Here is a 26226-nt window from a genome sequence, read left to right as displayed (position 1 = left end):
CTGATCATCCTAAAATATTGTTTGGTTTTGTCGGCCGGGCGGCGCCAAGCTTCACAATATGCTCTGTGATTTCATCCGCCGCTTTCATGCCCGGATGCATTGTCGCATTGAGATCTGGATAGTGGTGAAGCACCTCTCCGTGAGCGGGCGAAACACCGTAGTCGGCTTGAGCGATCAACTCAAAGTCCAACAGCGAATCACCCGCGGTATACACTTCATCAATGTTCAACTCGCGTTTCAAATAATCAACAGCTCTCCATTTATTCAGCGGCTCCGGGATAAAATAGAGCTTCCTCCCTTGCAGGGACGCCTGCCATCCTTTATCAGCGGCCCACGCTTTTACGCAAGCGGCGTTGATTCCCCTGAGGCCTTCCTCCCCTAAAATCAAATAAACGAAATAATGGTGAGCCGTCCGGATTCTTTCCGCCGCTTCCGATAATGGGAGCTTTGCGAGCTCCCCCAGCATGTCTTTCATCGGCATGCAAGACTGAAGCCGGCTTTCGATAAAGCTTGACCATTCCCTGATCGGACTGCCATTTTGCAAAATGCAGCCGCCATTGGTTGTCACCGCGTATTCAGGAATGACCTCCTTTTGAAAAAACGCGATTCTTTGATATTGCTCCGTCGTCCTGGTTGTCACTGGAATAAAGTACATGTCTTGATGGATTTTGCGGAGATGCCGGGCCGTCTTTCGCGATATATAGGAAATCTCTTTGCCGTCAAGGGTTTCGGTCAGCTCATAGTCCTCACGGTCCGCCCCATATAGCTCAATCATTTTTTTTGAATAAATCAATGTTCTGTCCAAATCACTCGCAAAAGCTTTCATTTGCCCCTCCCGACCGGACGTATCAACCCGCAGCAGCTGTAGGACATATCGGTGTATTCCTCAACAGGAACACCCCTGTCTTCCGCAAGAAGCAAGATATGTGTAAGCCTTGTCCGGGAGCCCGGCTGAATTAAAATTTTCCAGGGCACTCTGCGCAGCAAAACCCTCGTCGTCTCACCCACTCCGGGTTTGATGAAATTCGCGTTATCAATGCCGAAATCATGCTGAATATTTCGGACTGATGTAAGGCCGCGCCAATCCGGTTCCTCCCTTTGTTCGAGAAGCAAGGCGGCCGTTTCCGCGGCTTTGGTTTCAACGGCGGGAAATTCAGCGGCGATTGTATCGACAAAGAGGTTTGATACATCTTCCGCCAATAAATTTTCGTAAAATTTCGCTCCGTGGAAATCTTCTTTTCCAATCCATTTCCCGTTCAAAACGGTTCTGCTGACCAAGCCGGACACGGTGGAATTCAAGCAGGCGCTTGGAATGAGAAAGTCCTCCCTCGTTCCAAATAAAGAAGAGCAATATCCCGGATCGGCGAGAACCGCCAGTTCGGAAGAAAGCCTTGTTCCAAATGCTTGATAAAAACCATCGAGAGACCGCGTCAATTCCTTGGTAATCGCGCCTTTCCCCGTCCAGCCGTCGATAAATGCAAGCGAGTCCCCCGGGTGATGACGCAGAATATAATGCAGGGCGTTTTCATCAATGCCTCTGTCCCGGATAATCGAGATGCTGTAGTGGGGAAGAGCCGCCTCATATTTAAACTCAATGTACCGTTTAATCAGGACGCCGATTGGCGTACCGGCGCGCGCCAAGCTGCAAAGCACTGTATGTAATCCCCGTTTTTGAACGATTTGTTCAGCAACAGTCCCGACAGCCTCCGCTACTTTTCGCTTGCTTTCCTCCAGCGAAGCGTAAAACAGGTTCATGTACTCTTCAGTCGGTTTATATTCAACAGGCAGCATTTCTGAATAATGTGTACCGCTTTGAATCAGGCTTTCTCTTTCATCTGTGCTTTTCTCAATCGAAATGCCTGACAAGTCTTTCAAAAGAAACGTGACATCAGAAGCGGGATAGCTGCCCATTTTCGCAGGTGCATCAGCCATTTCCGACACTTCCTTTAGAAAAAGCCACAATGTTGACATTCTCTATCTCTCTATCACTGAAAATCGCAAGAATCGGCCGCAAGGATTCTTCCGCAACAAATGTTTCGACGAACAAAAACACCTCATCATAGCCCCGCTTCGGCAGGTTATAGATAAAATGCTGCACTGACTCGTTTTCCGGATTCGGAAAGCAAAATCGGTTCCTAACCGCATATCCTTCGTCATCGGATGGATGGATCGGGCTTCGCGTTGTTGAATGATAAGCAACATGCTCCCCCATAAGAGACGCGATCTTCAGCGGAAGATACATGAATTCCCCTGTTCCAAGGCACAAAACGCGCTTGCCTTTCCGCAAGGCATTGAGGCGTCCTGCGGCTTTCTGACAAGCGGTCTCGACCCCGCATTTGTCTTCGTGAGAAAGGCCGAAGCGGCCTGTCTCTTTCACAAACGGCGCCGCCCCTGTCTGTTCAGAGCGATAGGGAAGCGCTGTGAAGCAGTCGCTGATGTCGATCCGTCGGACGGAAACATTCATTTCGCGGTGATGAGGCTGGTCATCGTATAATGATTGATCAAGCGGTTGCCCTTCGCAGGCGACAGATCCGGATAACAGAGCGATCGTCGAAATAGTCGCGCCCAGTTCAGACTCGGCTTTCCTGAATTGTTCTTTGTGCTCCTCAGACCGCCAGTCTAATAGAGAAAGCACCGCATATTCCCGGCGCGGGTGCTTGCGCTGAATATCCCTGATGATGTTCAGCGCCGTTTTGCCTGTTGTGATTTCATCATCCACGAGAATGACGGGTCTATCCGCAGCGGAGAACAATGGTTCATCCGTATAGCAGCGCTGATCGACGGCATGGGAATGTTCTTCTTCAAACAGAAGAACGGGATGCTTGTCCTTTAAGATTTCTCTTGTTGTATGGATAAAAGAAGCGCCCTCTAGACAGTCGAATACGCCATGGCCAAGAGCGGTTGCCGTTTCTGCGAAGCCGATGACAATCGGAGGATCCGGAAGCTGAAACCGCTGTTTGTTGAGAAGATCATAAGCTTTTTTGATGCTTTCATGATCCTCCGCCAAAAATCCCGCCGTCACCTCGTCCTTTCCATCTATCCTCAAACCGGATGTCTTTTCAGCATATTCGATTGCCAAAAGACCAGAAGCGAGCAGCGGCTTTAAAGGGCTTACGGGAATGTGCTTGCCGAGAACCTTGCTGACAAACAAAAAGCCCCTCTTTTTATTGACTCTGGCCGCCATCTCAAATAAAGCCGGAGGCGGAATGGAAAGCGGATTATCCGCAACCGTCAAATCAACCTCCATACGATCCAATATTGGGGACCTGTTGTTCTGCTGTAAGTATGTCAATGTAGCTGCGGTTTTCATGATACACCCCATATATTTCTGACTTTAGCAGTATTTTTTTCGCCCAGCTTAAATGCGGTTTAATTTCGTTCATTTTATTGGAAAAAGAGCTTTTCACAATACCTCGGGTGCCGTCCGCGCTTTCGATGATGCTTACAGCATCCAAGTAGTCTTCCATTGTAATGACGTGCAGGCTTTGCACCGCCCTTATATGTGTCGGATGAATCACGGTCTTGCCGTGGATGCCGTTGGCGAGATCAAGAAGCGTTTCATGAATCAGCCCCTCTGTATACGGACCGAACGGCAGCGGCAGACTTTCACCGGCATTCGCACCCCAATACGGAGTCCGCTGCGGCAAAGTGGCGGCATGGGAGTCTTCAAAGTACTCCCAGACGGGGCCTGATATGACAAACTGCAGGCCAAAATAATTAATGATATCTTTGATAAAATCGGCGATGACCATAATGTCGTAAATCGGCGTCTGCGGTTTTCGCCTTAATCCGTAAAGGCCGCACACATCTGTGGCGCCGATCCGGATATTCAGGATCACATCTTGATAAAAGACGAGCGTTGATTTTAATTCCTGCAGCGCCTTTGTCCTCGTTTCCATAGCCATTAAATCCGGCGTCTCAAAAATCGGCATTCCATAAAGATTGATGCCTGATTCTTTTGACAATTTCACTAAAGTATCGAGGTAGCGTTCAGCATTGAATGTTGAAAACTTAGGAAACACAAAGCCCGTAAACAAGTGGAGCGCCCTGCCGAGCTTATTCCCCAATTCAAGCATTTGCTCAGGCTCACGCACACGGATGAACATTAAAGGCAGCGCATCACGGCTGACATTCTGCAATTTCTGAGCCTGATAAATGATATCGGCTTGACTGACAAGATTGTTTTCAGCTTGAAGAACCTCGCAGTCGCCAATCGAGTCTTCAAGACAGAAAACGACGGAACAAAGATCAGGGTATTTTCGCTTAATGATCAAGTCCGCAATGTCGCTCCTGTTTCCCGGTACATAAAGGGTGGCCCCCAGCGCATATTCGAGTAAATGTTTCGGGGAATCCTTCGTCACCTCGCCGGGCTGTTTAAAAAAGACGTCTTCTTTTTGATCAGCCGATAAAAAATCAAAGTACTGCAAATCGATCACCTTCTTCTGCTAAAGGACAACTCTAAAACCGCCGTGATTGTAAAGGAAAAAGGAGTGGAGCAGATATCTCTCCACCCCTTCGATTTTCTTTTTACTCTTCCTTTGAAGCGGCCGTTTGTTCTTTGACAGCTTTTTGTTTGTTCATATAGTGAATGACGAACGTTGCTGCAAAAGCAATAACCAAAATGATAAAAAATACGCTGTGCGGCATTTCAATGTGCCATACGCTTGCAGCCATTTTCAAAGCGATGATGCCGATTAAAATAAATGCCGTTGTTTCAAGCTCAGGCACTTTATCAATCAGGGTCAAGAAGAATTTCGCTACGGTCCGCATCATGAGGATGCCTAGCATTCCGCCGATTAACAGCACCCATACTTTTTCAGATATCGCAAACGCGGCAAGAATGCTGTCTACTGAGAACGCAAGGTCCATTAACTCAACGGTGATGACAGTCGCCCAGAACATCCCGAAAACGCGAACCATCCAGCTGTCTTTTTTGATGCTGTTTGCATCATCATCGCCTTCTCCGATAAAGAAGTGCTTAATCACGAGCCATGCGAGATAAGCGGCGCCAAGGAGCTTGATCCACCAGAATTTAATTAAAATCATGCCGAGCCCGATAAACAGGAATCTAAAGAAATAAGCTCCGACCAAACCGTAAGTCAGCGCTTTTTTGCGCTGCTTTTCCGGAAGGTGCTTGACCATGACGGCGAGAACGAGCGCATTGTCCGCCGACAAAAGCCCTTCCAGTACGACCAGAGATCCGATCAGCCCCCAGGAAACGGGATCTGTTAATACCTCGACCCACATGTTCCAGTCGAAGAACGAGGCGTAAATTGAAATAATATGATTGAATAAATCCACTATTGGTTACCTCCTAATAATTGAAAAGCAAGACTGAACCACGAATCGTGATTCAGCCGGAAAACTAGACCTGCAGGCCGTAATTGCGGCAAAGCGAGGCCAATCCGCCTGAAAATCCGCTGCCGATGGCATTGAATTTCCAGTCCCCTCCGTGCCGGTAAAGCTCACAGACGACAACGGCCGTCTCGATCGAAAAGTCTTCGCCTAAATCAAAACGAAGCAGTTCCTCATTTGTCGAATCATCGACAAGCCGGACAAAAGCGTTAGATACTTGTCCGAAATTCTGGCTGCGGCTTTCTGCATCATGAATCGTAACGGTAATGCCGATTTTCTCAACATGGTCAGGGATTTTTGTAAAATCGACAATGATTTGCTCATCATCGCCTTCCCCTTCTCCTGTGCGGTTGTCGCCCGTATGAACGACGGCGCCGCTCGGATGCTCCAAATTGTTGTAGAAAACAAAATCATGGTCATTCACGCATTTATCGTTCGCATCGACGAGAAAAGCAGATGCATCCAAATCAAAATCCGCTCCGCCCGTATATTTGTTTGTATCCCATCCTAAACCGATCAGCGCTCTCGTTAAGCCCGGATTCGTCTTCGTTAAGTCAATTCGCTGTCCTTTGGATAATTGAATAGCCATATGATGGAATCCTCCCTTACGAAATGTCAGGTCTCGGACAGACGGGCGAAAGCAAGCACCCCGCCGTCCGATGGTTCATTAACCGACTTGCAAACCAAAATCAGTGGCGATCCGGGCCAGTCCGCCCTGGTATCCGGAGCCGATCGCAGAGAATTTCCACTCTCCGCCGTGACGGTAAAGCTCCCCGGTGATCAAAGCCGTTTCAATTGAGAAGTCCTCCGCAAGATCATAGCGGATTAATTCTTCGTTTGTCTCTTCATTGATCACGCGGACATAGGCATTTGACACCTGGCCGAAGTTTTGGCTGCGGGCTTCCGCCTCATGAATCGTAATCACAAAAGAAATTCTGTCAATATTCGACGGCACGGCGTTCAAGTCGACTTTCACCTGCTCGTCGTCGCCTTCGCCCAAACCCGTCCGGTTGTCGCCCGTATGTATGACAGAACCGTTGCCGCCTTGTGTCTGGTTATAAAAAATGAAGTCTTTTTCAGAGGTGCATTTTCCAGCGGCATCAAGCAAAAACACGCTGGCATCAAGGTCAAAATCCGCTCCGCCGTCATATTTATTGACGTCCCAGCCGAGTCCCACGATGACTTTTGACAGGCCCGGATTCGTTTTGGTTAAATCGATCTTCTGTCCTTTTGCTAATGAGATTGCCATGTATACCCTCTCCTTTTATGTGTTGTCGGTTTAGCTGTAGCGCTTGACGACTTCCGTAATGCTCGTATCGTTTGTGCCTTCTCCGACGGCCGTAAACTTCCATTCGCCGCCATCGCGGGAAATTTCGCCGGCGATCAGGCTTGTCCGGCCTGAATAGTCTTCTTTGAGATTGTATCTGACCATTTCCCGGCGGTTCGCCATATCGACAACGCGGATAAATGCATTTTCGATCATTCCGAAGTGCTGGCTGCGCTTGACACAGTCATAAATATTCACGACAAATATCAGCTTGTTGATATGAGCCGGAATCTTTTGAAGGTCGATGATAATTTGTTCATCATCACCGCTTCCTTCCCCTGTCAGATTATCGCCCGTATGCTCGATACTGCCGCATCTGCTTCTTAAATTCCCAAAATAAATGACATTCTTGTTTTCTGTGACTCTTCCATTTTCAAGCATCAGAACAGAGGCATCACAATCAATATTCGGGGCGCCCCCTCCGAAAAGCTTTCCAAAAAATCCGCCGCCTCCTGATGAAACAGGGTCCCAGCCAAGGCCGACCATCATTTTAGAAAGCCCCGGATTTCCTTTTGTTAAATCAATACGCTGACCCTTCTCTAAAGAAATAGCCAAACTGTTCACTCTCCTATACATCATAACCTTATTGGATATCGCGTGAGATTAAGAGTTTTACATTCCGAATATCACGCCGGCGTGATTCATTATATCAACAATGGCTAAATATATGACTAATGAATCAATATTTAACTTGCTTAACTATATATACGGGCGACTCCAAATGAAAGTTTCATATAAATGAATATTTTTTTATAATCTTTTGCGACTAAGCATAAAAAATGTTTTTCGTTTTGGGGGCTAAAAATGTATCTTACATTTAAGATACATGAATTCAGGGGCTGTGTACAAGAAAAACCATGTCGGCCCTGGTTGAACCGGCTACAGTAAAGCGTCTCCATCCGCAAATAAGCTGAGGCTGCCGCTTCCGACAGCCTCAGCCACATTTTTTCAATTGTTTTATCAAAAAGCCCCTGCCCCGCTGCCTCCGTCCGAACCCGAACTGCCTGCATCATGCGTCCCTCCGTTTGCCTGAGAGGCTGTGTGCTGCCAGCTGGAAAACGGATAATAAAGATACCCGGCTGCAGCCAGGCCAAGTACAGGGGAAGCGTGGGGGTCCAGCCTGTTGGCCGATATGTCGACCGATGCTCCAAATTGATCTTCAACTTCAAGTACAATCGCGTAAATCATGTTTTTTTCATATTCAAAACGGCTGCTTCCTCCAGGATGTTCACCCTTTTTCAGCCGATGTCTCCAAAAAAGAATCGATCTTCGATATATGGAAGCGCTTATGCTTTCCTTTAAAGACGGAATAAAGGCTATCAGCATGATCGAGAGCGTGATGCTCCCTCCGAAGTACATCATGGTGTACTTATTGTCGGTGAACAGAGATACGGTAAACAGCCCGATGAAGAACAAAATCGAATACAGTTTAAATTTGGCAAGAACAATACCGGCCGATAAGGCAAATCCGAATATGATGCACGCAGTCATAAAGCCGGCTTGGGGCGCTATATCCGTATAAAGGATATTGAGCAGGAGCCCCGTATGGACAAAAAGGAGGGAAAGCGAAATCATTTTGAGCCAGCGGTTCTCTTGGAAAAATTCTTTGTACACCGGATCCTGTTTTACGCTTTCCGTCCATTGTTGAACAACATTCTGAAGAATGATTCGTTTCCGTTCGTATTTTTCAAGATCTTTCTGTTGTCTGACTTCCTCTTCTGTCGGCCCGCTAAGCGAATCAAGCCTGAATGAATAGGTATCATTCCCGGTTTGTTCAAACAGCTTTTCGATTAGCAGCCGATCCGGTTTCGGCAGATCAAGCTTATGTCCTGAAAAATCGAATTGATAAGTCTCGTTCGGCGCTTTTTTATCGTGGAGAAACCTGTCCTCCGCCTTCACTTTTTTCATGGTGATGAGCCCCCGCTGATAAAGCGACAGCAAACCGGCCAGCAGATCGCGGTCCCTGAATACCCCCTTTTTATAAAGGAAGGCAACAAGAACCGGATCAAAAGTTTCAAGCTTTTCAATCGGCACCAGCTTTCTCCTTCTCTTTCCTGCCAGCGAAACAATCAGGGTGATAGCCAGTGCCAAACCGACGAGTCCCGCAGATATCCATAGCAGCCTGTCCGTGTTTTCCATTCGCTCATGATATTTGGTATAGCGCACAGCCTCGCTTTTTTCCTTCGCAAGCAGCTCATCTACAGGCTGAATAGACGGATGGCGGACCGCCTTGGAAAGAGCGTTTTGCGGGAAGTAAATTCTCAGCTCGGAGCTTGTCCCAGCCGGATAAAGCCCGCTTTTGTAAGTCACGGTCCGGCCTTGGATGTTTGCGATCTTCCCGTGTCCTTTTTCATGCAAAAACGCGTGGATATCGTGAGGCTTGACCGAATTCGGAAGGTGCACCTGAATCGTCATGTGATGGAAGTCTTCATTTGTCTTTTCATAAAAAGAATGAAACAAAACGGCTGTATCTTCAAACTTTTGAGCTGCATCCTCAACGATATAACGGTACCGCACTTTTTTCGTTTCGTCTTTTGATGCCGTATACACCAGATACGCGCCATCTTTCCATTTGGTTTTTAACGGCCGCCCACCGCCCCGCTTTTCGGAAAGATACGCTTTAAAATCTTTGATGCTGCCGGCGGTCTTCCCGCTGAACGATCTTGTCGTTCCGTTAAAAGAACCCTTGAAATCGTATGTATACACCTCCTCGACATCCAAATCGCCATTTTCTTTCACCGTTGCTTGAATATCAACTTTATCAATTGAAAAGGATTTTTCCGCTTCGGAAAAACCCGAAACAAGAAAAAGGGCAATGAACATCAAAAAGAAAAACGAACGCTTCATCATTAAGTAAATCCTTTCATTTTTTTATCTCTGCCTTATATACGGAAAAGCAGGGAAATTGTTTCAGGTGTTCACAGAAATGACAGAGGACACCCAATCGATCGGTTTCCGCCTGCTACGGCTTTCCGCAAAGACCATAGAAAAAAATGTGAAGCATTTCTTCCGTAAAACGGCTGTTTTTCTCAAACGCCTCGCCCAGCTCTTTTGAATGCTGAATGATCATGTTCATGTACACGATAAAACTTTGCGCAGTAATGTTTGGGGAGATCTCACCCGACCGGTGACCGTCCTCAATCATTTGAAGCATGAGGGGAATGATTTTTTCGTCATACTGCTTCTGAATATAGTCCATCATTTCATTGTCTTCGATCATCAGCTCTCTGATCATCGCGAGCGTAAACTTTTCTTTATTGGCCTCTTTCTTTTGCAAAATGATGTGTTCGATCTTTTCCTTTACGGATATATCTTTTTTCATATAGTCCGCGAATTCATTGACGGCTTGGTCTATATAATCCTTGAAGACGTCCTCGAGCAGCGCCTCTTTGCTGCCAAAATAATTATAGATCGTCACTTGCGAAACATTGGCTTTTTTGGCTATATCCGTGATCCGGATTCTCCTCGGTTCCCACGTCTTCAACATCTCCAATGTCGCTTTCTTAATCTTTTCTTTAATTAATGAAGCCCTTTTTTCAAATCCGTTCATCCAACCATCCTTACCTCTGGAACTCTCATAATGAAATTATAACATAAAAAAATTTCATAATTTCCATTGACAGAAAAGTTCTTATGAACGTAAAATTTATTATGTAATTTATAATCAAAAATCTTTCATATTTTTCATTTGGAGGTTGTCACCATGCTGACAGTTCAAGGCTTGACCAAAACATTTCCGAACGGAAAAGGCATATTTGATGTATCATTTTCCATTCAAAAAGGAGAGGTTTTCGGATTTCTCGGTCCAAACGGGGCCGGAAAGTCCACAACGATACGCCATATCATGGGATTTATGAGGCCTGATCAAGGCGACATCACGATCAACGGAATGGATTCATTAAAAAACCAGGGTGAGATTCAGCGGCATATCGGCTACCTTCCCGGAGAAATCGCCTTTATCGAAGGAATGACAGGGAAATCGTTTCTAGATTTTATGGCTGACATGCAGGGGGCCAAAGATACCGCTAAGCGCAATCAACTGATCGACCGGCTGCAATTTGACGTTCATACCCCCATCAGAAAGATGTCAAAAGGGATGAAACAAAAGGTCGGGATTGTCGCCGCATTGATGCACAACCCTGAAGTGGTCATTCTTGATGAACCGACATCAGGGCTTGATCCGCTCATGCAAAAAGTGTTTATTGACATTGTGCTCGAAGAAAAAGCGAAAGGAACAACATTTTTAATGTCTTCCCACAGCTTTCCGGAAATTGAGAGAACCTGCGACAGGGCGGCGATTATTAAAGACGGCAGAATCATCGCTTTAAAAGATATTCACGAGCTCCAGACCATGCAGCGAAAAGTATTCGAAGTAACGTTTGAAAACGAGGCGGACAGCGCGGCTTTTATCAATTCCGGCCTGGAAATCGAATCACGGCAGGACAACCGAGTCAGGGTCGCCGTTTTAGGGAATCATGATCAATTGATAAAAGAGTGCGCAAAATATCGGATCCGCCATATCGATGTATCAACGCAAAGCCTTGAAGAAGTGTTTATGAACTACTATGACAGAGAGGGGACAGTACAATGAATCATTCCCTGTACAAACAAATGATGAAAACAAATTTGAAAGGTATCATGAGCTATGCTGCGGGCTCGGCTTTTTACATCCTTTTGATACTGGGCATTTACCCAAGCATCGCAAAGAATACAGGAGATTTTGAAAGCATGATCAAATCAATGCCTGAAGGATTTTTAAACGCCTTTGGTTTTGAAAACGGGCTGGGCAGCCTTGAGGATTTTATGTCAGGGGAATATTACGGCTTAATCTTTATCATTATTTTATCCATCTTTTCTGTTATGCTATCGACAAAGCTCCTGGCAAAGCTGGTTGACCAGGGTGCAATGGCTTATATATTGTCAACGCCGACAACAAGGGTTAAAGTCGCCTTCACCCAAGCCGCCGTTTTAACAACAGGGTTGTTCATAATTATGGCTGTGACAACAATCGCCGGGCTTGCCGGATATATATGGATGATCGGGGATGAATACGATTTTGATGTATCAAGGTTTCTTTTATTAAATCTGCTTGGCTTTTTGCTCTTCTTTGCGATCAGCGGGATCTCGTTTTTGATTTCAGCCGCTTCAAACGATGAAAAAAAAGCGCTCGGCCTATCTGGAATGATTGCATTTTTATTTTTCAGCCTCGACTTGATCGGAAAACTCAGCGACAAGACGGAGCGGCTGAGAAATTTCTCCATTTTTTCTTTGTTCAGACCGGGCGAAATCGTGGGAGGAAATGCCGACGTTTTGCAAACGGCGCTCATGCTTGCAGCCATCGGTTTGGCCGCCTTTGCCGCCGGGATAGCGGCCTTCAAACAACGCGATTTGCCGCTGTAATATAAAAAACCGCCGTTCCTTTTCAGGACGGCGGTTATTGTTTGTCTATTATTCAACGACCCGTCTAACGACTCCGCTGAAATGCGCTTTCCAATAAGGGTTGCTCATAGAATCGACGGATACTCCGCGTGAGCTGTTGTCATTTAGGAATTGTCCGTTTCCTAGATAGATTCCCACATGGCCGTTTGTTTTGTATGTGTCAAAGAAGACAAGGTCTCCGCGTTTCATTTCAGATGGGCTGACAGCGCGGCCTTTGCCGACAAGCGTGCTTGTCGTCGCACCGAATCCCAACTCTACGCCTGCTGATGCATATGCCCAGCGAACGAATGATGAGCAGTCAAAAAGGCGGTTGTTGATGTCAGATTGAGAGCGTCCGCCTCCCCATTTGTACGGAGATCTGCCGACGATGCTTGATCCTGTGCTGATCGCTGTTTCAATCGCGCTGCCGTTGTTGCTTACAGCAGATCCGGAAGAATAGTCCCGGGATGAGCTGCTTCCAGAGTTGCTGCTTGATGAAGCTTTTTGAGAAGATCCGCTTGATTTGTCTGCTGAGCTTGAATTATCAGATGAAGGTTCTGATTTTTTAGCTGTAGATGACTCTTCTTTTGCTTTTTCAGCTGCGGCGGCCTCTGCTTTTTCATCGGCAATTTTTTGCGCAAGAGCAGCTTCCTCTTTTGTAAGTGAGCCTGATTCTTTTTTCAAGTCGTTCAGTTCTGATTCCGCTTTGTTCTGTTTATCCTGCAGCTGTTTAGCAATGCTGTCCTGCTCTTTCAGCTGCTTGTCAAGATCCTTTTTAAGGGTTTTCAGATCGGCTAATGTTTTTTGGATTTCGTCCAGCTTCGTATTTAAATCAGCCATTGCTTTTTCAAGCTTGTTTTTATCTTTTTCCTGCTCTTCAAGAAGGTCTTTGTCTGCATCGACGATCGTTGAAACAGCGGTTGCCCGGGTGATGAAATCACCAAAGCTTTGCGCGCCGAGAAGGACGTTGATGTAGTTTTGTGATCCGCCGTTTTCCTGCAGGCTGCGCACACGTTTTTTAATAACTTTTGAACGCTCTTCAATTCTCTTTTCTGTTTCCTTGATTTCTTTCTTCAGAGCTTCCACTTCTTTTTTCATTTTTTTGTTTTCAGCTTGCTTGTCTTCAATTTTGTTGCTTGTTTCAAGCGCTTGTTTATCAAGCTCTTTCATCTTGTCTTCAAGCTTTTGCTGTTCCTTTTGCAGCTTTGCGATTTCCTGTCTTTTGCTGTCGATGCTTGAATTCACTTCAGAGCGTTTTTTCTCCACTTCCTGCTTTTGCTGTGATGCACTTTCCGCCGATGCAGTGTTGTTCAATAAAGGGGTGAATAGACCAGCAGTTCCGATAACCGATGCCAAACCAAAAGCGTAAACTTTTCTTTTCACTTTCTACTCCTCTTTCCTTTATGTATTTTTGTTTTTTATTATGTAAATTCGTTAAAATATTAAAATGTTAAAAAACCAATCTTCCATACTTATGACCTATGATAAAAATCTTCCAACTTATGTACAGACGTTATTATACCATCTAATTTCGACATTTGGTGCCAAGTTATATTACATTTATATTTCGTTTTTATTTCAAACCTGTCATGTTTTGACTGATCCTGTTAAATGAACGGCTTTCCGTTACCGGTCTGTTCAGTTGACCATACTGTGAATATTTCCTATGCTTGCTTTTACGAAGGGACACTCATTTTACGGGAAAGGAAGTCCGAAGACGATGCTTAATCTCAGCATTTTAGACCAGGTTCCGGTCTCAAAAGGATCAGACCCGCATACGGCGCTAAAGCAGTCAGCCGAACTGGCCCGATTGGCTGATGCATGGGGATACAAAAGATACTGGTTTGCCGAGCATCATAGCACAAGGGGGCTTGCAAGCACCGCTCCGGAAATTTTAATCGCCCATATTGCGGCAAAAACCGCGAACATCCGCGTCGGTTCCGGCGGCGTCCTGCTGCCGCAGTACAGCCCATTTAAAGTGGCTGAAACGTTCCGGCAGCTGGAGTCGCTTTATCCCGGCCGGATCGACCTCGGTTTGGGCAGATCGCCCGGCGGCACCGCAAAAACCCGTCTGGCGCTGACAGACGGGGTAAATAGGAGCTTGCGGGATTTCCCGAGACAGCTTCAGGATGTAATGTACTACCTGACCGACGCCATCCCGGCGGATCATGACTATGCCGGAATCAAGGCCGCTCCCATTACGCCTTCTTCACCTGGTCCATGGCTGTTGGGGCTTGGGGAAAACAGCGCCGAACTGGCGGCAGGCACCGGATCCGGATATGTATTCGGTCATTTTATCAACCCTGAAAGAGGGGAAAATGCCTTCAGAACCTATCACGAACGTTTTCAGCCCTCCCCTTTCTTTGACAGGCCCCATTCTCTGGCCGCCGTTTTTGTCGTCTGCGCCGAAACCGATGAAAAAGCGGAAGAGCTCAGTTTAAGCCAGGATCTTTGGCTGCTTCGGGTGGAGAAAGGACTGGACAGCCGCGTTCCCAGTATTGAAGAGGCCAAATCAGCCGTTTATACGGATGCCGATAAAGCCAAACTGCGCAAAAACCGCGCCCGCATGGTCATCGGCTCGCCGCAAACGGTCAAACAAAAGCTGCTTGAGCTGTCTGAGCGCTACAAAACAGAAGAAATCATGGTCTTGACGAATGTTTACCGTTTTGAAGATAAAAAGCGGTCCTTTGAAAGACTCGCGGACTTGTTTTTATCATAAGCAAACATCCCTTTTCAGATGGCGCCCGCCTTGTCTGGAAAGGGATGTTTTAATTAAAACGTATTATACACATTTTGACATTCTTCTGCTCTCGGTTCGTAAAAACAATGCGACTTGTAGCGCCCGACATGCGGCTGGTTATACCACTGCGCCGGACATGCCCCCGCCGGCCTGAAATACCATAAACTAAATTTGGCCGGCCAATACCGCTCCCCGTTCACAGACCTGCGGGCCAAGCGCTTTTCTTTTTCCCTTGCCCTCTGATAAAAATATCCGTGTATTACAGCTTCAAAGGCATGCGGCTGATGAATCATCTGCGGAATGGTGCGCAGTCCAACAAAATCCGAACAATTTGCTCTGATGCGGTTGATTCCGACATTTCCGACAAGCAGCATTCCTCTTACACCTTCACCTTCGGCTTCCGCTCTCAACAGCCTTGCCAAAAGAGCAATGTCCTTGGATGAAGCCTGAACTACCGACATGTTGCCACCCCCATTTTGCTATCATCTTTATCATATTCTTTTTCATGTTGGTGATGACCATTAAAATCGCCTTTCACAGGTTATCTTTGACATTCTGCGTGGAATCGGGATATTCTTCTATTAATCAGAATTGTAAAAAAATGAAACCGGGGTGGTGCAAATGTCAGCAATCGTGAGCCCGGAATGGGTTTCACAGCGATTGACGGAAGATCCGGACCGGACGGTCATCGTCGATGTCAGATTTCACTTAACAAAACCTGAAGAAGGCCGTGAAGCCTATTTAAAAGGGCATCTTCCGGGAGCCGTTTATATTGATTTGGAGCAGGATTTATCGGGAGATGCAGGAAAACACGGAGGAAGGCATCCCCTGCCTGCGCCTGAACACATGTCAAAAAAGCTTGGCGCGGTCGGCATCGATCACCGCACGACGGTTGTCGTATATGATGCTCACGGCGGCATGTTTGCCGCACGCTTTTGGTGGCAGCTCCGCTATCTCGGCCATGACAGTGTGTATGTGCTGGACGGCGGCTTGACGAACTGGGTCAAAAAAGGGTATGACCTCACATCCGACATTCCGCGGCCTGTTCCGCGTGAATTTGTTCCAAAGCTTCAAAAGGAAGAACTCCTTGACGCAAAACAAGTAAAAGACCGAATCGGCCGCACAGGTTCCGTCTTGATTGATGCGCGCGAAAGGGCAAGATACGCGGGGGAAACCGAACCTCTTGATCATAAGGCCGGGCACATTCCAGGCGCCAAAAATTATTTTTGGAAAGGCAATTTTCGTGAAGACGGCAAATGGAAGAATCCAGAAGAACTGAAAGAGCACTACGCCCTATTAGATCGGGACAGCGAAATCATCGTCTACTGCGGGTCAGGTGTATCCGCCTGTCCAAATGTGCTGGGTTTAAAAGAAGCGGGATTTCAGCGTGTCAAGCTGTATGCCGGAAGCTGGAGCGACTGGATCAGCTACACGGAGAACCCTGTTGCGACCGGGGAAGAGTAAAGATGAAAAGCCTGCGCTTCACGCGGGCTTTTTGTGTGAAGACGTGACACCGGATCATTCGTACATTATAGCGGGATTAAAATTGACTGCCTTGCCGCATGCCTGATCAGGGACGCCGGCAGGCCTCATCAGGCGATGAAACGTCAGTCCCAGCAAGTGCGCTGTTTTGAGATCATGATATCTGTATCGGTTCACGTTGTGATTTTAGCGATGATGGGACAGGTTTACATCCGGAAAACGGCAGCTGATCGAAAAAACCGCTGAAAGCCGCCGCCATGGCAGAAAGATGACTTTATCATGTTCTTCTCCTGAAAACCGTCCCTTTATGCGCATCGATAAAAGCGGGACAGACCGGACGGTAGACAAGCCTGTACGCGTCATTTTCATCCCGTTTGCAGTCCTTTTGCCATTGCAGCTTCAAATCAAAGGCGGAAGCAAATATGGCATTCGCTTGCTCGGCGGATATGTCAGGCGACGGGTTCAATGTTTCCAGCGATTCCGGGTCAATATCGGGAGCCTGGAAGCCGACAACCCGGCCGTTTGTCCGGTTGATGCTGATATTTGCAATACCAAGCCTTAACGGCACCCCTTCATATGCAAGGTTGAACTGAAAAAAAGCGATTTGCTTTTCCTCAGTGTTGTCCAAAGGGTACATCCGGAAAAATCGATCCGCCCGTGGGTATAAACGGAAAAGAAACTGTATGGCCCGTTTGAGGCACGCTTCCTCCGGCCAGACTGCAGGCCCTGTTTCTTTTATAAAGGATGCCACACCCCGAAGCTTACCCGTCTTTTTAACCGTGATGACTTTGAGCGTGTTTTGGCTGCGCTTTGCAATATAACCGGCTAAATCGTTCCCGGCCGGTTCAGGTTCTTCTCCTTTCCGCCAAACCGTCCCAATGGAAGTCCCGAAATCTGTTTCGCGGATTTTCCTGAATAAAGAAGGATCGAAGCCGATCATGTCGTTGATATCCATAGTTTCATTGCGCTCTGGCTCCGTCAATAAAGGAAGCGGGATGGTTTCTTCGTCATCTTCGTACACCTCGGCTTTTGCGAGATCACATTCCTCTGACAGATCAGCGGGATAGCTGTACTTCGGCAAAACCGCTTCATAAACGAGGTGAGGCTGATCATCTCCCCCTTCATACATGCCATGATGAATATGTTCAATGACAAGGTTGAGTTCGATGCTGTCAAGGTAACGCGAGATCACAGATTCCTTATCAACCATTTGTGTTGGAAGGGCATACGAGCTTGTTCCGCCGTCATAGCGAAATTCAATTACTTCTCCGCTTTTTCCGATCGTCACGGAAAATCCCGTTTGCGGAAGCGGAAGATCGAGAACGGTCTGGGCATATGTATACTGAACAGCGTGTTCCTTGACCTTCTTCCCCTGAAAAACAAACTCTTTGACCGCATCAGGGTAATGGTATTCGACAAATTGAAAAGCCTTTTGCTGCAGCACTTCTTCCGGAAGCGTTTGTTTTTCAAAGGGAAAGTTTTCTTTTGTCAGGCTGATTAATCGTCCATCATGATCCAATTCCACCGCAATGTCTCTTTCTTGATGTTCGGCATCAGCCCAAACATAAAGCGCCCGGCCTTGTTGTTCATTCCTGCACTCTTCGATCATGAGTCTATAATGGCTGGGAATCGAACCGATGCGATGAGCTTTTTGCTTTAACTGTTCACTGTTCAAATCCATTTCTCCCTTTCTTTTTTTTAGTTTATACGGAATAGTCTTTTAATAGTTTCATAAAATTGAGATAATTTGGATTTGATTGGTGAACAGTATTCTGGATTACGCCAGTCTGATGCTGTAAAATCTCATCGCCTTGGGAACGCCTTTTATTTCAAAAACGCCTTTATAAATCAGCTCTCGGATGCGGTATTCAATGAACTCATCGCCAATGTATTCATTCAAATGGCCGAGAACCTCGCCAACGACCCGCGGACAAACGATGAAATCCTTTTGTGAACGGTTTTTTTGAAGCTCCCTCGTTTTATCAATAATAAGCGGATCAAAAAAGCTTTCTTCTACGCTCTTTATCTTTTCGTTTTTCCATATTCTCAGCACATGTTTTCGCTTTGAAAGCTCCTCCCATTCCATGGCGAGACAACGTTTTTCTTCAGAAGTCAGCGGAAATGGGGAGTCTCCTTTTTCATACACGGTTTCTAGCTTTTCAGGAACGATTTCTCCTGTGTGCAGATAAACCGGTGAAACCTTTGATGTATTGATGTGGAACATAGCGTTTGGCCTGTTTTGCAGTAATTTGTGGACGAACCTGAGACCCGTTTGTTCATGTGCATTGTTGGCCGTCCAGATGACGATGGAGGCATGTTCCGGAATGCTGTCCAATTGGTGTATTTCCGCTTCAAAACGATTGTATTGGTCCTCCAGTTCGGCAAAATAATCGTTGATATGCTCTTTCATCCATTCATAACGCTTTAACCGGCCCTTTTCCGTCTCCAGTTGAAAAAGCGGTCCGATTGAAAATATGCCGGGGAATGCAATCACGCCTTCTTGGCCATCCCTCCCCGCAGCTTTTAGCACCATCTTCAAGCTGCCGGCGGCGGATAGGCCGAAAACAATGTGAACGACCTGATTCGACCGCTTTTTGTGCAGCTGTTCCCGCATTTTCTGGAATTCATCAAATATATCGATCATTTGTTCATAAAACCCGTCTTTTGAACCGTCGTCACTCCGATGCATGTTAACCGTCAGCAGCATGTTCAGCAAAATGCTTTTCGCTTCCCGTTCCGTCAAATTGCTAATGATTTTCTTTAACTCTTGTTCCATATCAAAATCTCTCCCATCAAGCCGTTTCGTTTGGATTATTCTCTCATTTTCCATTGGGAAATAAAAGCCTGACGGGAGAGAAAGCGGCCCTTACTCCAGCTGGGATGGATACAGCGTCATACCGCCGTCAACAAAAAGCGTCGTCCCGGTGACATAAGCAGCCTCCTCTGAAACGATCCAGGCCGCCGCTGCTGCCACTTCTTCAGGTTTTCCAAAAGCCTTCATCGGAATCTTCTTCAGCTGGGCTGCTTTATGGCTCCCTTCGAGATCATCATTGCTTTCAGTCGCAATCGTTCCCGGAGCGATCGCATTCACGCGGATCCCCTTATCGGCATAGTTGATGGCAAGAGTTTCCGTCAACTGCTTCATTCCCCCTTTAGAAGCCGAGTATTGAATATTTCCCGGCCGCGGAATTTGCTGGTGGACGCTGGATATATTGAGAACACTTCCCTTTATATCGTGGTCAAGCATGTATGCTATCGCTTCTCTTGAACCGAGAAATGCACCTGTTAAATTGACATCGATCACTCTTTGCCACTCATCAAGGCTAAGCTCGTGGGGAAACGCATTTTTACCATTAAAGCCTGAATTATTCACCATGATGTCAATCGTGCCGAAGTGTTGAACGGCAGCGTTAAGAAGCGCCTTTACCCCCTCTTCCTCTGAGACATCCGCTCCGACTGCATAAGCGTTTCCCCCGCTTTTTTTAATATGTTCAACGGCTTCAATCGCGCCGGCGGGATCGCTGTGGTAGTTAATAATGACATTCATTTTTTCTTTGCCAAACCGGTCTGCTATCGCTCTTCCTATTCCCTTCGAGGAGCCTGTGACGATTGCCGTCTTCCCTTTTAAACCATTGTACATCGTAAGCCCTCCTTCTATGTCTTGCGTTTCATATTGTTGCATTACCCGCAGCGGCCATTTTTTAAAACCGAGACATCATATAGATCTTTAGGATGATCTTTCTTTACATTATGGAAAATTCAGAATTATTTTGCTAATATCTAACTGTACCGACAACAAAATAAGGAAGTGATAGGATGAAAAAAAGTGTGACACGCGTATTAATGGCCGGTCTTATTGGAATATCTATTTATTCTATGGGCATCGACTCCGCTCAAGCTGCATCATCGCCGCATACTCCTGTCTCTAGCGATCCTTCATACAAGCCCGACTCATCCGCAAGCTATGATCCTGCTATTAAAACCAACAAAAACGGCGCCTATTCAAAAGCATTTGAAGGTACAGGAAAACTAGACGCTCCCCTTTATCAGGAAAAAAGCAAACCAACCAAAAAATCCCCTGCCGGACCACGTTACAGCCCCAAATCCGTGATTGGTTCTGATGAACGGACGAGAGTGACAAACACTACCGCATATCCATACAGAGCGATCGTGCATATTTCAAGCAGCATCGGGTCTTGCACCGGCTGGCTGATCGGTCCGAAAACGGTGGCAACGGCCGGACACTGCATTTATGACACAGCGAGCGGGTCATTCGCCGGAACCGCTACCGTTTCTCCGGGACGGAACGGTTCAACATATCCGTACGGATCAGTTACATCAACCCGCTATTTCATCCCGTCAGGCTATCGAAGCGGAAATTCGAATTACGACTACGGAGCCATAGAGCTCAGCCAGCCGATCGGCAACACCGTCGGGTATTTCGGATATTCCTACACCACCTCGTCTCTCGTTGGGTCAAGCGTTACCATCATCGGATATCCAGGCGACAAAACATCGGGCACCCAATGGCAGATGTCCGGAAATATCGCCGTCTCAGAAACATATAAACTGCAATATGCGATCGACACATACGGAGGGCAGAGCGGCTCTCCCGTATATGAGGCGAGCAGCTCCAGAACGAATTGCAGCGGCCCATGTTCGCTGGCCGTTCATACGAATGGGGTGTACGGAGGATCTTCATACAACAGAGGCACCCGGATTACAAAAGAAGTATTCGATAATTTGACAAACTGGAAAAACAGCGCCCAATAGTCTTCGATACCAAACGGTCCGTTCCATGGGGAAACGGGCCGTTTCATTGTTTAAAAGTGTAAAAGAATCATGTTTTGTAAACGTTTCATTTTGTATAATGGGTGGTAAAGGATGTGATCATAAATGATTTCCGCACAAGTAAAATCCAGATTAATTGATATTGTCGGTCCGGAAAACTATGATGATTCAAATGCCGGACGACTTGTCTATTCCTATGATGCAACTCCGCAATTTCAATCAATGCCGGATGCCGTTGTCGCACCGCGCAGCACAAAGGAAGTGTCGCGCATCCTGAAGCTTTGCAACACCCATCGCATTCCGGTTGTCCCGCGGGGTTCCGGAACCAATCTTTGTGCAGGCACATGCCCCACCGAAGGCGGTATTGTCCTCTTGTTCAAGCATATGAACCAGATCCTCGAAATCGATGAAGAGAATCTGACCATGACCGTTCAGCCCGGTGTGATTACTCTTGATGTCATTCGCGCCGCAGAAGAGAAAGGATTGTTATATCCCCCTGATCCCAGTTCGATGAAAATATCGACCATCGGCGGAAACCTCAATGAAAACTCAGGGGGGCTGCGCGGTCTGAAATACGGTGTGACCCGCGACTATGTAATGGCACTGGAGATTGTGCTGGCTAACGGCGACATCATCCGCACCGGCGGAAAGCTCGCAAAAGACGTTGCCGGCTATGATCTGACACGCCTGTTTGTCGGCTCTGAAGGGACCTTGGGCGTCATCACCGAAGCGACTCTTAAATTAATTCCGGCTCCTGAAACAAAGAAAACCGTCCTTGCCCTCTATCAAGATATCGATTCCGCAGCAAAATCAGTCTCAAACATCATCGCCCGAAAAATCATTCCGACAACACTTGAATTTCTGGATCAGCCCACGCTTCAGGTCATTGAAGACTATGCAAAGATCGGCCTTCCGGTTCACGCCAAAGCCGTCCTTCTGATTGAACAGGATGGCTCAGAAGAAGCAGTCAACCGGGATATCCGCATCATTGAAGACATTTGCAAAAAAGGGAATGCCGTGTCCGTCCAAACAGCGCAGACGGAAGCCGAAGCTGAAGATCTGCGCAACGCCCGCCGCGCCGCGCTTTCCGCATTGGCCCGCCTTAAGCCGACCACCATCCTGGAGGATGCGACAGTCCCGCGTTCGGCCATTGCCGACATGGTAAAAGCAATCAACAGGATCGCCGAAAAATATCAACTCGCCATTTGTACGTTCGGCCATGCGGGAGACGGAAATCTTCACCCGACATGTACGACCGATGTACGGAACAGTGAAGAGATGGAACGGGTGGAACAGGCATTTGCCGACATTTTTAAAAAAGCAGTCGAACTGGGCGGCACGATTACCGGGGAACACGGAGTCGGCGAAATGAAAGCACCTTACCTGGAGCTTAAGCTCGGCGAGGCCGGAGTGGCGGCAATGAGAGCGGTGAAGCAAGCTTTTGATCCGAACAACATTATGAATCCGGGCAAGGTTTTCGCAAAAGAATCCCGCAAACGGGTGGTGATGACAAGATGACGACAGCAAAAGAAAAAAGCGCCATCCAAGAGCGGTTTAAAGAGCGGATGGATGAAGAAGAACTGCTCAATTGCATGCGCTGCGGATTCTGTCTGCCATCCTGCCCGACTTACATAGAATCAGGCTTTCAGGAAAGCCATTCTCCCCGCGGACGCATCGCCTTAATGAAAGCCGTCGTCGATGGAGTGATTGAACCAGACGAAGATGTCGAACGTTCCCTTGAGCTTTGCCTCGGCTGCAGGGCATGTGAACCCGTCTGCCCCTCAGGCGTCAATTACGGGCGCCTATTGGAAGAGGCGAGAGACATCATTCAGCAAAATAAAAAACACCCTGTTCCGGTCAGGATGCTGCGCAGCGCTGTATTCAAAGGGCTTTTTCCTCATCAAAACCGCGTTCGGGCGCTGACCGGGATGCTTGGCATCTATCAGCGTTCAGGTTTGCAAAGAGCGGTTCGAAAATCGGGAATCCTGCGGATGCTGCCCGATCACCTCGCAAAAATGGAAAGCGTTTTGCCCAAAGTGCCGGATCTGAAGCGCCTGAAAAACCGCCCGAACCGCCTTCCGCCGATCGGCCGGCGCAAAAAACGGGCCGCTTTTTTCTCGGGATGCCTGATGGATACCTTGTTTTTAGACACAAACATGGCCACCATTAAGCTCCTCCAGCTGTCAGGATGTGAGATCATCATTCCCGAGACGCAGGCCTGCTGCGGCGCCCTGCACGGGCACAGCGGAGAGAAAGAGCTGGCCGTCCAATTGGCCAAACGAAACATTCAGGCATTTGAGAATGCAGACGCAGACTATATCGTGACAAACGCGGGTGGATGTGGGGCATTTTTAAAAGAATACGGCCACCTCCTCAAAGATGACCCGGATTGGCGGGAACGGGCCAAATCTTTCACAGCAAAGCTGAGAGATTTTTCCTCCGTCCTTCTTGAGCTTGATTTTGAACAAAAATCGCTAGAGCTTCCGCGGCAGATCGTGACATATCAAGACTCATGCCATTTGCGGAATGTGATGAAAACAGCGGCCGAACCAAGGCGGCTGCTCCGCAGCATCAAAGGCATCGAATTCAAAGAAATGAAACATGCAGACAGCTGCTGCGGATCTGCCGGGATTTACAATATTGTCGAATCTGACATGTCGATGAAAATTCTCGACTCTAAAATGGAAGCTGCAAAGGCAACCGAGGCGGCAACGATCGTCACCGCAAACCCGGGCTGTTTGCTGCAAATGCAGCTTGGGATTGAACGGGCCGGCCTTGCAAACCAAGTCAGAGCCGTCCACCTCGCCGACCTATTATTAGAGGCTATGACAGAGACGAATTAACATTGTCGCTGCCCGTGTATATTTCTCGGGAAATAAATCGAAACATGTCTTTGCCGCTATTTCCGGACAGCTGGAAACTCACCGTTTGGCTGAATAAACCGCAGGCCTTTCACCTGTCCGGAATCCCCGGCTTCAAACCGCACGCTGAATCCCTGAAGATTCTTGATGAGAAATGTCATCTCACGGTATGGGACAAGCTCATAATCAGGCTGCTCCGGCAATGACAACCAAAGCGTCCGGTTTCCTCTGAGAGAAACGTCTGCCTCAGTCCCGTCCTCCAACACATATTTCCCAGTCAGCAAAGCAAGAAATTCAGGATCGTATAATTGCTGATCAGGCTTTCTGACAAATTCGATTTCCTTTGCTCCCACCGCCATTTCAAACGGTACGGAGAAGCGGCTGATATGCCCCTGCGAATCCGCGGTGAATGATGTCAGCATTGTCGCCCCGGTAAGCGCCAATTCCATCTCAAAAGTATCGTAATGGTAATGTTTTAAAGGCATGGCAAACGAATTGAATGTCGCCTGCAATGCGCCGTCAGCGAGCTCAATTTTCAGTTCACCGTAGCCCGGATGTTCATATACCCCTGAATAATCATCTAACGCATGGGAAGGATGTGTTCCTTCAATTTTGCTTACATCTGCGTTCCGGTCCACTCCTAAGGCGGCTTTCATAATTTTTTCAGCTTTCCCTTTCAATCTGCCGCTCCAGTCGATTTCATCGAGTCCAAGCACTCGGTCAAAGATATTGTAGGTCAGAACATTTGGCAGAAAACTGCCATTCATATTGGTTAAGATGACAACTCCGATTTTTTCGTAGGGCATGAAAGATACAAGTGATGAAAAACCATCGATATTTCCCCCGTGATGAATCATGTGGTGCCCCCGGTAAGGCTCGATCATCCAGCCGAGGCCGTAGCTGCAAACCGGCAGTTCCTTCGCTTTGAACAATGAATCACAGGAAATGCATGGCGTATGCAGCTCATTGAGGCTGCTCTCGGATAAAATCCCGGCGAACTTGCTGCTGCCAAGCTGAAGCTTCACCCAATTGGCCATATCCACGACATTGGAATTGATCGAACCCGCAGGTCCAACGGCATCAATATTGCGAAAAGGAATTTGTTCAACAGCTCCGTTTTTCTCCTGATATGGCATGGCATAGTCGGAAAGCTTTTGCATGTCTTCCACCGAAAAATTGCTGGACTTCATATGTAAAGGCTTGAACAGCCGCTCTTGAATAAACTCTTCCCATGTCGTTCCGGCGACTCTCCCAGTAAGATAACCGGCTGTCATGTACATGAGATTCTGATATTGCCATTTCGCCCGAAAATCCTCATTCGGCTCCAAATAGCGAAGACGGCGAAGCAGCTCTTCCCTTGAAAAAGGAGAATTGTACCACATCATGTCATGTCTCGGCAGACCTGAGCGGTGGCATGCCAAATCCCGCGGAGTCAGCCGTTCGGTCGCAACCTGATCGTACAGCTTAAATTCCGGCAGATACTCCCCGACAGGCTGATCCCACTCCATTTTTCCTTCATCGGCCAAAAGCGCCATCCCGGCGGTCGTAAATGCCTTTGTCGCCGACCCGATCGCAAATACCGTCTCAGGGTTCACTTTGCATTTCCGTTCTTTGTCCTTAAACCCAAAGCCTTCTGCCATAATGACTTCATCTTCGGCTACCACTGCGATCGCCGCACCGGGCACTTTCCACTCGTTCATTTGTTGCAAAACAAAATCGCGAAAGCCTTTCCATTCTGTTTTAGGGTTTTTCATCGATTTTTTCCTCTCTTTCCAGGAATCTTGTACCTTACTGTCTGTCCTATAGGTGATACGTCTGATCAGCCAAATGGTTTCAATTTCCTGTACTCGGAATATTTTCGTATATTTTTTCAAGGATTTCAGAAGCTAACCATGAGGAAGAAATTGTCTACAATCGAAAAGGAGGTAGTTGATCCATATGTTTGGTTTTATTTGGTCTTTAATCATTGGAGGCATATTAGGCTGGCTGGCGGGTCTTATCATAAGAAAAGATGTGCCCGGAGGAATCATCGGCAATATTATTGCCGGGTTTATCGGTTCTTGGCTAGGATCAGTCATTTTGGGGCGGTGGGGTCCGACGATCGGCGGCTTTAATCTCATCCCTGCTTTGATCGGGGCGATCATCCTGATTTTTATCGTAAGCCTGATTATGAGAAGTGTAGGCGGCAGAAACAGCGGCGCCCAATAAACTGATCTGTCTGTTTTTAAGGCGGCTTCATCGGAAGCCGTCGT

At 47.3% G+C, this 26226-nt stretch carries 24 protein-coding genes; 8 read left to right on the top strand and 16 right to left on the bottom strand.

Features of this window, described 5'->3' with window-relative positions; all coding sequences use genetic code 11:
• Positions 1–4 precede the first annotated feature (4 nt).
• The 10 genes from BTR1S_RS14490 to BTR1S_RS14445 form a co-directional block, all read right to left on the bottom strand.
• Positions 5–826: an HAD family hydrolase gene (locus BTR1S_RS14490; RefSeq protein ID WP_006640129.1), complete on the bottom strand. Its 822-nt coding sequence runs from the start codon at positions 824–826 to the stop codon at positions 5–7.
• A complete protein-coding gene (locus BTR1S_RS14485) occupies positions 823–1932 on the bottom strand; it encodes a cysteine protease StiP family protein (protein WP_029419424.1) in 1110 nt (369 codons plus the stop codon). Before BTR1S_RS14485 ends, BTR1S_RS14490 begins: the two co-directional genes overlap by 4 nt.
• Positions 1925–3247: a phosphoribosyltransferase family protein gene (locus tag BTR1S_RS14480; RefSeq protein ID WP_029419425.1), complete on the bottom strand. Its 1323-nt coding sequence runs from the start codon at positions 3245–3247 to the stop codon at positions 1925–1927. Before BTR1S_RS14480 ends, BTR1S_RS14485 begins: the two co-directional genes overlap by 8 nt.
• Positions 3237–4427: an HpcH/HpaI aldolase/citrate lyase family protein gene (locus tag BTR1S_RS14475; RefSeq protein WP_006640126.1), complete on the bottom strand. Its 1191-nt coding sequence runs from the start codon at positions 4425–4427 to the stop codon at positions 3237–3239. Before BTR1S_RS14475 ends, BTR1S_RS14480 begins: the two co-directional genes overlap by 11 nt.
• Positions 4428–4527: 100 nt before the next feature.
• Positions 4528–5301 (bottom strand): TerC family protein, encoded by a 774-nt coding sequence (locus BTR1S_RS14470; RefSeq protein ID WP_006640125.1) that lies wholly within the window; start codon positions 5299–5301, stop codon positions 4528–4530.
• A gap of 64 nt (positions 5302–5365) precedes the next feature.
• Positions 5366–5944 (bottom strand): TerD family protein, encoded by a 579-nt coding sequence (locus tag BTR1S_RS14465; RefSeq protein ID WP_006640124.1) that lies wholly within the window; start codon positions 5942–5944, stop codon positions 5366–5368.
• 78 nt (positions 5945–6022) lie between these two features.
• Complete coding sequence (locus tag BTR1S_RS14460; protein ID WP_006640123.1) at positions 6023–6604, bottom strand: TerD family protein; 582 nt, start codon at positions 6602–6604, stop codon at positions 6023–6025.
• A 30-nt stretch (positions 6605–6634) separates the two neighbouring features.
• Positions 6635–7237, bottom strand: a complete 603-nt coding sequence (locus BTR1S_RS14455) for a TerD family protein (RefSeq protein WP_006640122.1) — start codon at positions 7235–7237, stop codon at positions 6635–6637.
• A gap of 405 nt (positions 7238–7642) precedes the next feature.
• Positions 7643–9529: a DUF2207 domain-containing protein gene (locus tag BTR1S_RS14450; protein WP_029419426.1), complete on the bottom strand. Its 1887-nt coding sequence runs from the start codon at positions 9527–9529 to the stop codon at positions 7643–7645.
• A gap of 115 nt (positions 9530–9644) precedes the next feature.
• Complete coding sequence (locus BTR1S_RS14445; RefSeq protein ID WP_006640120.1) at positions 9645–10232, bottom strand: TetR/AcrR family transcriptional regulator; 588 nt, start codon at positions 10230–10232, stop codon at positions 9645–9647.
• Positions 10233–10385: 153 nt separating this feature from the next.
• On the opposite strand from BTR1S_RS14445, the gene BTR1S_RS14440 reads away from it, so the two are divergent.
• Together BTR1S_RS14440 and BTR1S_RS14435 are read left to right on the top strand one after the other, a co-directional pair.
• Positions 10386–11273, top strand: a complete 888-nt coding sequence (locus BTR1S_RS14440; protein WP_029419427.1) for an ABC transporter ATP-binding protein — start codon at positions 10386–10388, stop codon at positions 11271–11273.
• On the top strand, positions 11270–12082 hold the full coding sequence (locus BTR1S_RS14435) for an efflux permease Rv1217c-related protein (RefSeq protein WP_029419428.1): 813 nt from the start codon (positions 11270–11272) through the stop codon (positions 12080–12082). Before BTR1S_RS14440 ends, BTR1S_RS14435 begins: the two co-directional genes overlap by 4 nt.
• A 48-nt stretch (positions 12083–12130) precedes the next feature.
• Here BTR1S_RS14435 and BTR1S_RS14430 read toward each other — a convergent pair whose 3' ends face one another.
• A complete protein-coding gene (locus BTR1S_RS14430) occupies positions 12131–13483 on the bottom strand; it encodes a C40 family peptidase (RefSeq protein WP_029419429.1) in 1353 nt (450 codons plus the stop codon).
• Between the two features lie 337 nt (positions 13484–13820).
• Between BTR1S_RS14430 and BTR1S_RS14425 the strand changes: the two genes are divergently transcribed.
• Complete coding sequence (locus BTR1S_RS14425) at positions 13821–14819, top strand: LLM class flavin-dependent oxidoreductase (RefSeq protein ID WP_029419430.1); 999 nt, start codon at positions 13821–13823, stop codon at positions 14817–14819.
• 53 nt (positions 14820–14872) lie between these two features.
• Here the strand turns inward: BTR1S_RS14425 and BTR1S_RS14420 are convergent, their stop codons facing one another.
• A complete protein-coding gene (locus tag BTR1S_RS14420; protein ID WP_006640115.1) occupies positions 14873–15301 on the bottom strand; it encodes a cell wall hydrolase in 429 nt (142 codons plus the stop codon).
• A 160-nt stretch (positions 15302–15461) separates the two neighbouring features.
• On the opposite strand from BTR1S_RS14420, the gene BTR1S_RS14415 reads away from it, so the two are divergent.
• On the top strand, positions 15462–16304 hold the full coding sequence (locus BTR1S_RS14415; RefSeq protein ID WP_029419431.1) for a sulfurtransferase: 843 nt from the start codon (positions 15462–15464) through the stop codon (positions 16302–16304).
• Positions 16305–16599: 295 nt separating this feature from the next.
• Here BTR1S_RS14415 and BTR1S_RS14410 read toward each other — a convergent pair whose 3' ends face one another.
• The 3 genes from BTR1S_RS14410 to BTR1S_RS14400 form a co-directional block, all read right to left on the bottom strand.
• Entirely contained in the window at positions 16600–18003 is a 1404-nt protein-coding gene (locus BTR1S_RS14410; protein ID WP_006640113.1) for a YcdB/YcdC domain-containing protein, read from the bottom strand.
• 96 nt (positions 18004–18099) lie between these two features.
• Positions 18100–19098, bottom strand: a complete 999-nt coding sequence (locus BTR1S_RS14405; protein ID WP_029419432.1) for a DUF1835 domain-containing protein — start codon at positions 19096–19098, stop codon at positions 18100–18102.
• A 90-nt stretch (positions 19099–19188) separates the two neighbouring features.
• Positions 19189–19962 carry a glucose 1-dehydrogenase gene (locus tag BTR1S_RS14400; protein ID WP_006640111.1) on the bottom strand — a complete coding sequence of 258 codons (774 nt, stop codon included), beginning with the start codon at positions 19960–19962 and terminating at the stop codon, positions 19189–19191.
• Positions 19963–20138: 176 nt separating this feature from the next.
• Here BTR1S_RS14400 and BTR1S_RS14395 point away from each other — a divergent pair, with 176 nt between their 5' ends.
• The 3 genes from BTR1S_RS14395 (at position 20139) to BTR1S_RS14385 (ending at position 23956) form a co-directional block, all read left to right on the top strand.
• A complete protein-coding gene (locus BTR1S_RS14395; RefSeq protein WP_029419433.1) occupies positions 20139–21095 on the top strand; it encodes a trypsin-like serine peptidase in 957 nt (318 codons plus the stop codon).
• Between the two features lie 123 nt (positions 21096–21218).
• Entirely contained in the window at positions 21219–22631 is a 1413-nt protein-coding gene (gene glcD / locus BTR1S_RS14390) for a glycolate oxidase subunit GlcD (RefSeq protein ID WP_029419434.1), read from the top strand.
• Entirely contained in the window at positions 22628–23956 is a 1329-nt protein-coding gene (locus BTR1S_RS14385) for a (Fe-S)-binding protein (RefSeq protein WP_006640108.1), read from the top strand. Before glcD ends, BTR1S_RS14385 begins: the two co-directional genes overlap by 4 nt.
• Before the next feature lie 56 nt (positions 23957–24012).
• On the opposite strand, the gene BTR1S_RS14380 is transcribed toward BTR1S_RS14385, so the two are convergent.
• Entirely contained in the window at positions 24013–25728 is a 1716-nt protein-coding gene (locus tag BTR1S_RS14380) for a serine hydrolase (RefSeq protein WP_029419435.1), read from the bottom strand.
• A gap of 184 nt (positions 25729–25912) precedes the next feature.
• Between BTR1S_RS14380 and BTR1S_RS14375 the strand changes: the two genes are divergently transcribed.
• Positions 25913–26182, top strand: a complete 270-nt coding sequence (locus BTR1S_RS14375; RefSeq protein WP_006640106.1) for a GlsB/YeaQ/YmgE family stress response membrane protein — start codon at positions 25913–25915, stop codon at positions 26180–26182.
• Positions 26183–26226 lie beyond the last annotated feature (44 nt).

It is taken from the genome of Bacillus sonorensis NBRC 101234 = KCTC 13918 (genome assembly GCF_001592005.1).
Lineage (GTDB): Bacteria > Bacillota > Bacilli > Bacillales > Bacillaceae > Bacillus > Bacillus sonorensis.
This window is presented reverse-complemented; position numbering and strand designations above follow the sequence as displayed.

Excerpts from the sequence above, each read along its gene's own strand:
- BTR1S_RS14490 (WP_006640129.1), bottom strand. The coding sequence starts at position 826 with ATGAAAGCTTTTGCGAGTGATTTGGACAGAACATTGATTTATTCAAAA.
- BTR1S_RS14485 (WP_029419424.1), bottom strand. The coding sequence starts at position 1,932 with ATGGCTGATGCACCTGCGAAAATGGGCAGCTATCCCGCTTCTGATGTC.
- BTR1S_RS14480 (WP_029419425.1), bottom strand. The coding sequence starts at position 3,247 with ATGGAGGTTGATTTGACGGTTGCGGATAATCCGCTTTCCATTCCGCCT.
- BTR1S_RS14465 (WP_006640124.1), bottom strand. The coding sequence starts at position 5,944 with ATGGCTATTCAATTATCCAAAGGACAGCGAATTGACTTAACGAAGACG.
- BTR1S_RS14460 (WP_006640123.1), bottom strand. The coding sequence starts at position 6,604 with ATGGCAATCTCATTAGCAAAAGGACAGAAGATCGATTTAACCAAAACG.
- BTR1S_RS14450 (WP_029419426.1), bottom strand. The coding sequence starts at position 9,529 with ATGAAGCGTTCGTTTTTCTTTTTGATGTTCATTGCCCTTTTTCTTGTT.
- BTR1S_RS14445 (WP_006640120.1), bottom strand. The coding sequence starts at position 10,232 with ATGAACGGATTTGAAAAAAGGGCTTCATTAATTAAAGAAAAGATTAAG.
- BTR1S_RS14440 (WP_029419427.1), top strand. The coding sequence starts at position 10,386 with ATGCTGACAGTTCAAGGCTTGACCAAAACATTTCCGAACGGAAAAGGC.
- BTR1S_RS14435 (WP_029419428.1), top strand. The coding sequence starts at position 11,270 with ATGAATCATTCCCTGTACAAACAAATGATGAAAACAAATTTGAAAGGT.
- BTR1S_RS14425 (WP_029419430.1), top strand. The coding sequence starts at position 13,821 with ATGCTTAATCTCAGCATTTTAGACCAGGTTCCGGTCTCAAAAGGATCA.
- BTR1S_RS14420 (WP_006640115.1), bottom strand. The coding sequence starts at position 15,301 with ATGTCGGTAGTTCAGGCTTCATCCAAGGACATTGCTCTTTTGGCAAGG.
- BTR1S_RS14415 (WP_029419431.1), top strand. The coding sequence starts at position 15,462 with ATGTCAGCAATCGTGAGCCCGGAATGGGTTTCACAGCGATTGACGGAA.
- BTR1S_RS14410 (WP_006640113.1), bottom strand. The coding sequence starts at position 18,003 with ATGGATTTGAACAGTGAACAGTTAAAGCAAAAAGCTCATCGCATCGGT.
- BTR1S_RS14405 (WP_029419432.1), bottom strand. The coding sequence starts at position 19,098 with ATGGAACAAGAGTTAAAGAAAATCATTAGCAATTTGACGGAACGGGAA.
- BTR1S_RS14400 (WP_006640111.1), bottom strand. The coding sequence starts at position 19,962 with ATGTACAATGGTTTAAAAGGGAAGACGGCAATCGTCACAGGCTCCTCG.
- BTR1S_RS14395 (WP_029419433.1), top strand. The coding sequence starts at position 20,139 with ATGAAAAAAAGTGTGACACGCGTATTAATGGCCGGTCTTATTGGAATA.
- glcD (WP_029419434.1), top strand. The coding sequence starts at position 21,219 with ATGATTTCCGCACAAGTAAAATCCAGATTAATTGATATTGTCGGTCCG.
- BTR1S_RS14385 (WP_006640108.1), top strand. The coding sequence starts at position 22,628 with ATGACGACAGCAAAAGAAAAAAGCGCCATCCAAGAGCGGTTTAAAGAG.
- BTR1S_RS14380 (WP_029419435.1), bottom strand. The coding sequence starts at position 25,728 with ATGAAAAACCCTAAAACAGAATGGAAAGGCTTTCGCGATTTTGTTTTG.
- BTR1S_RS14375 (WP_006640106.1), top strand. The coding sequence starts at position 25,913 with ATGTTTGGTTTTATTTGGTCTTTAATCATTGGAGGCATATTAGGCTGG.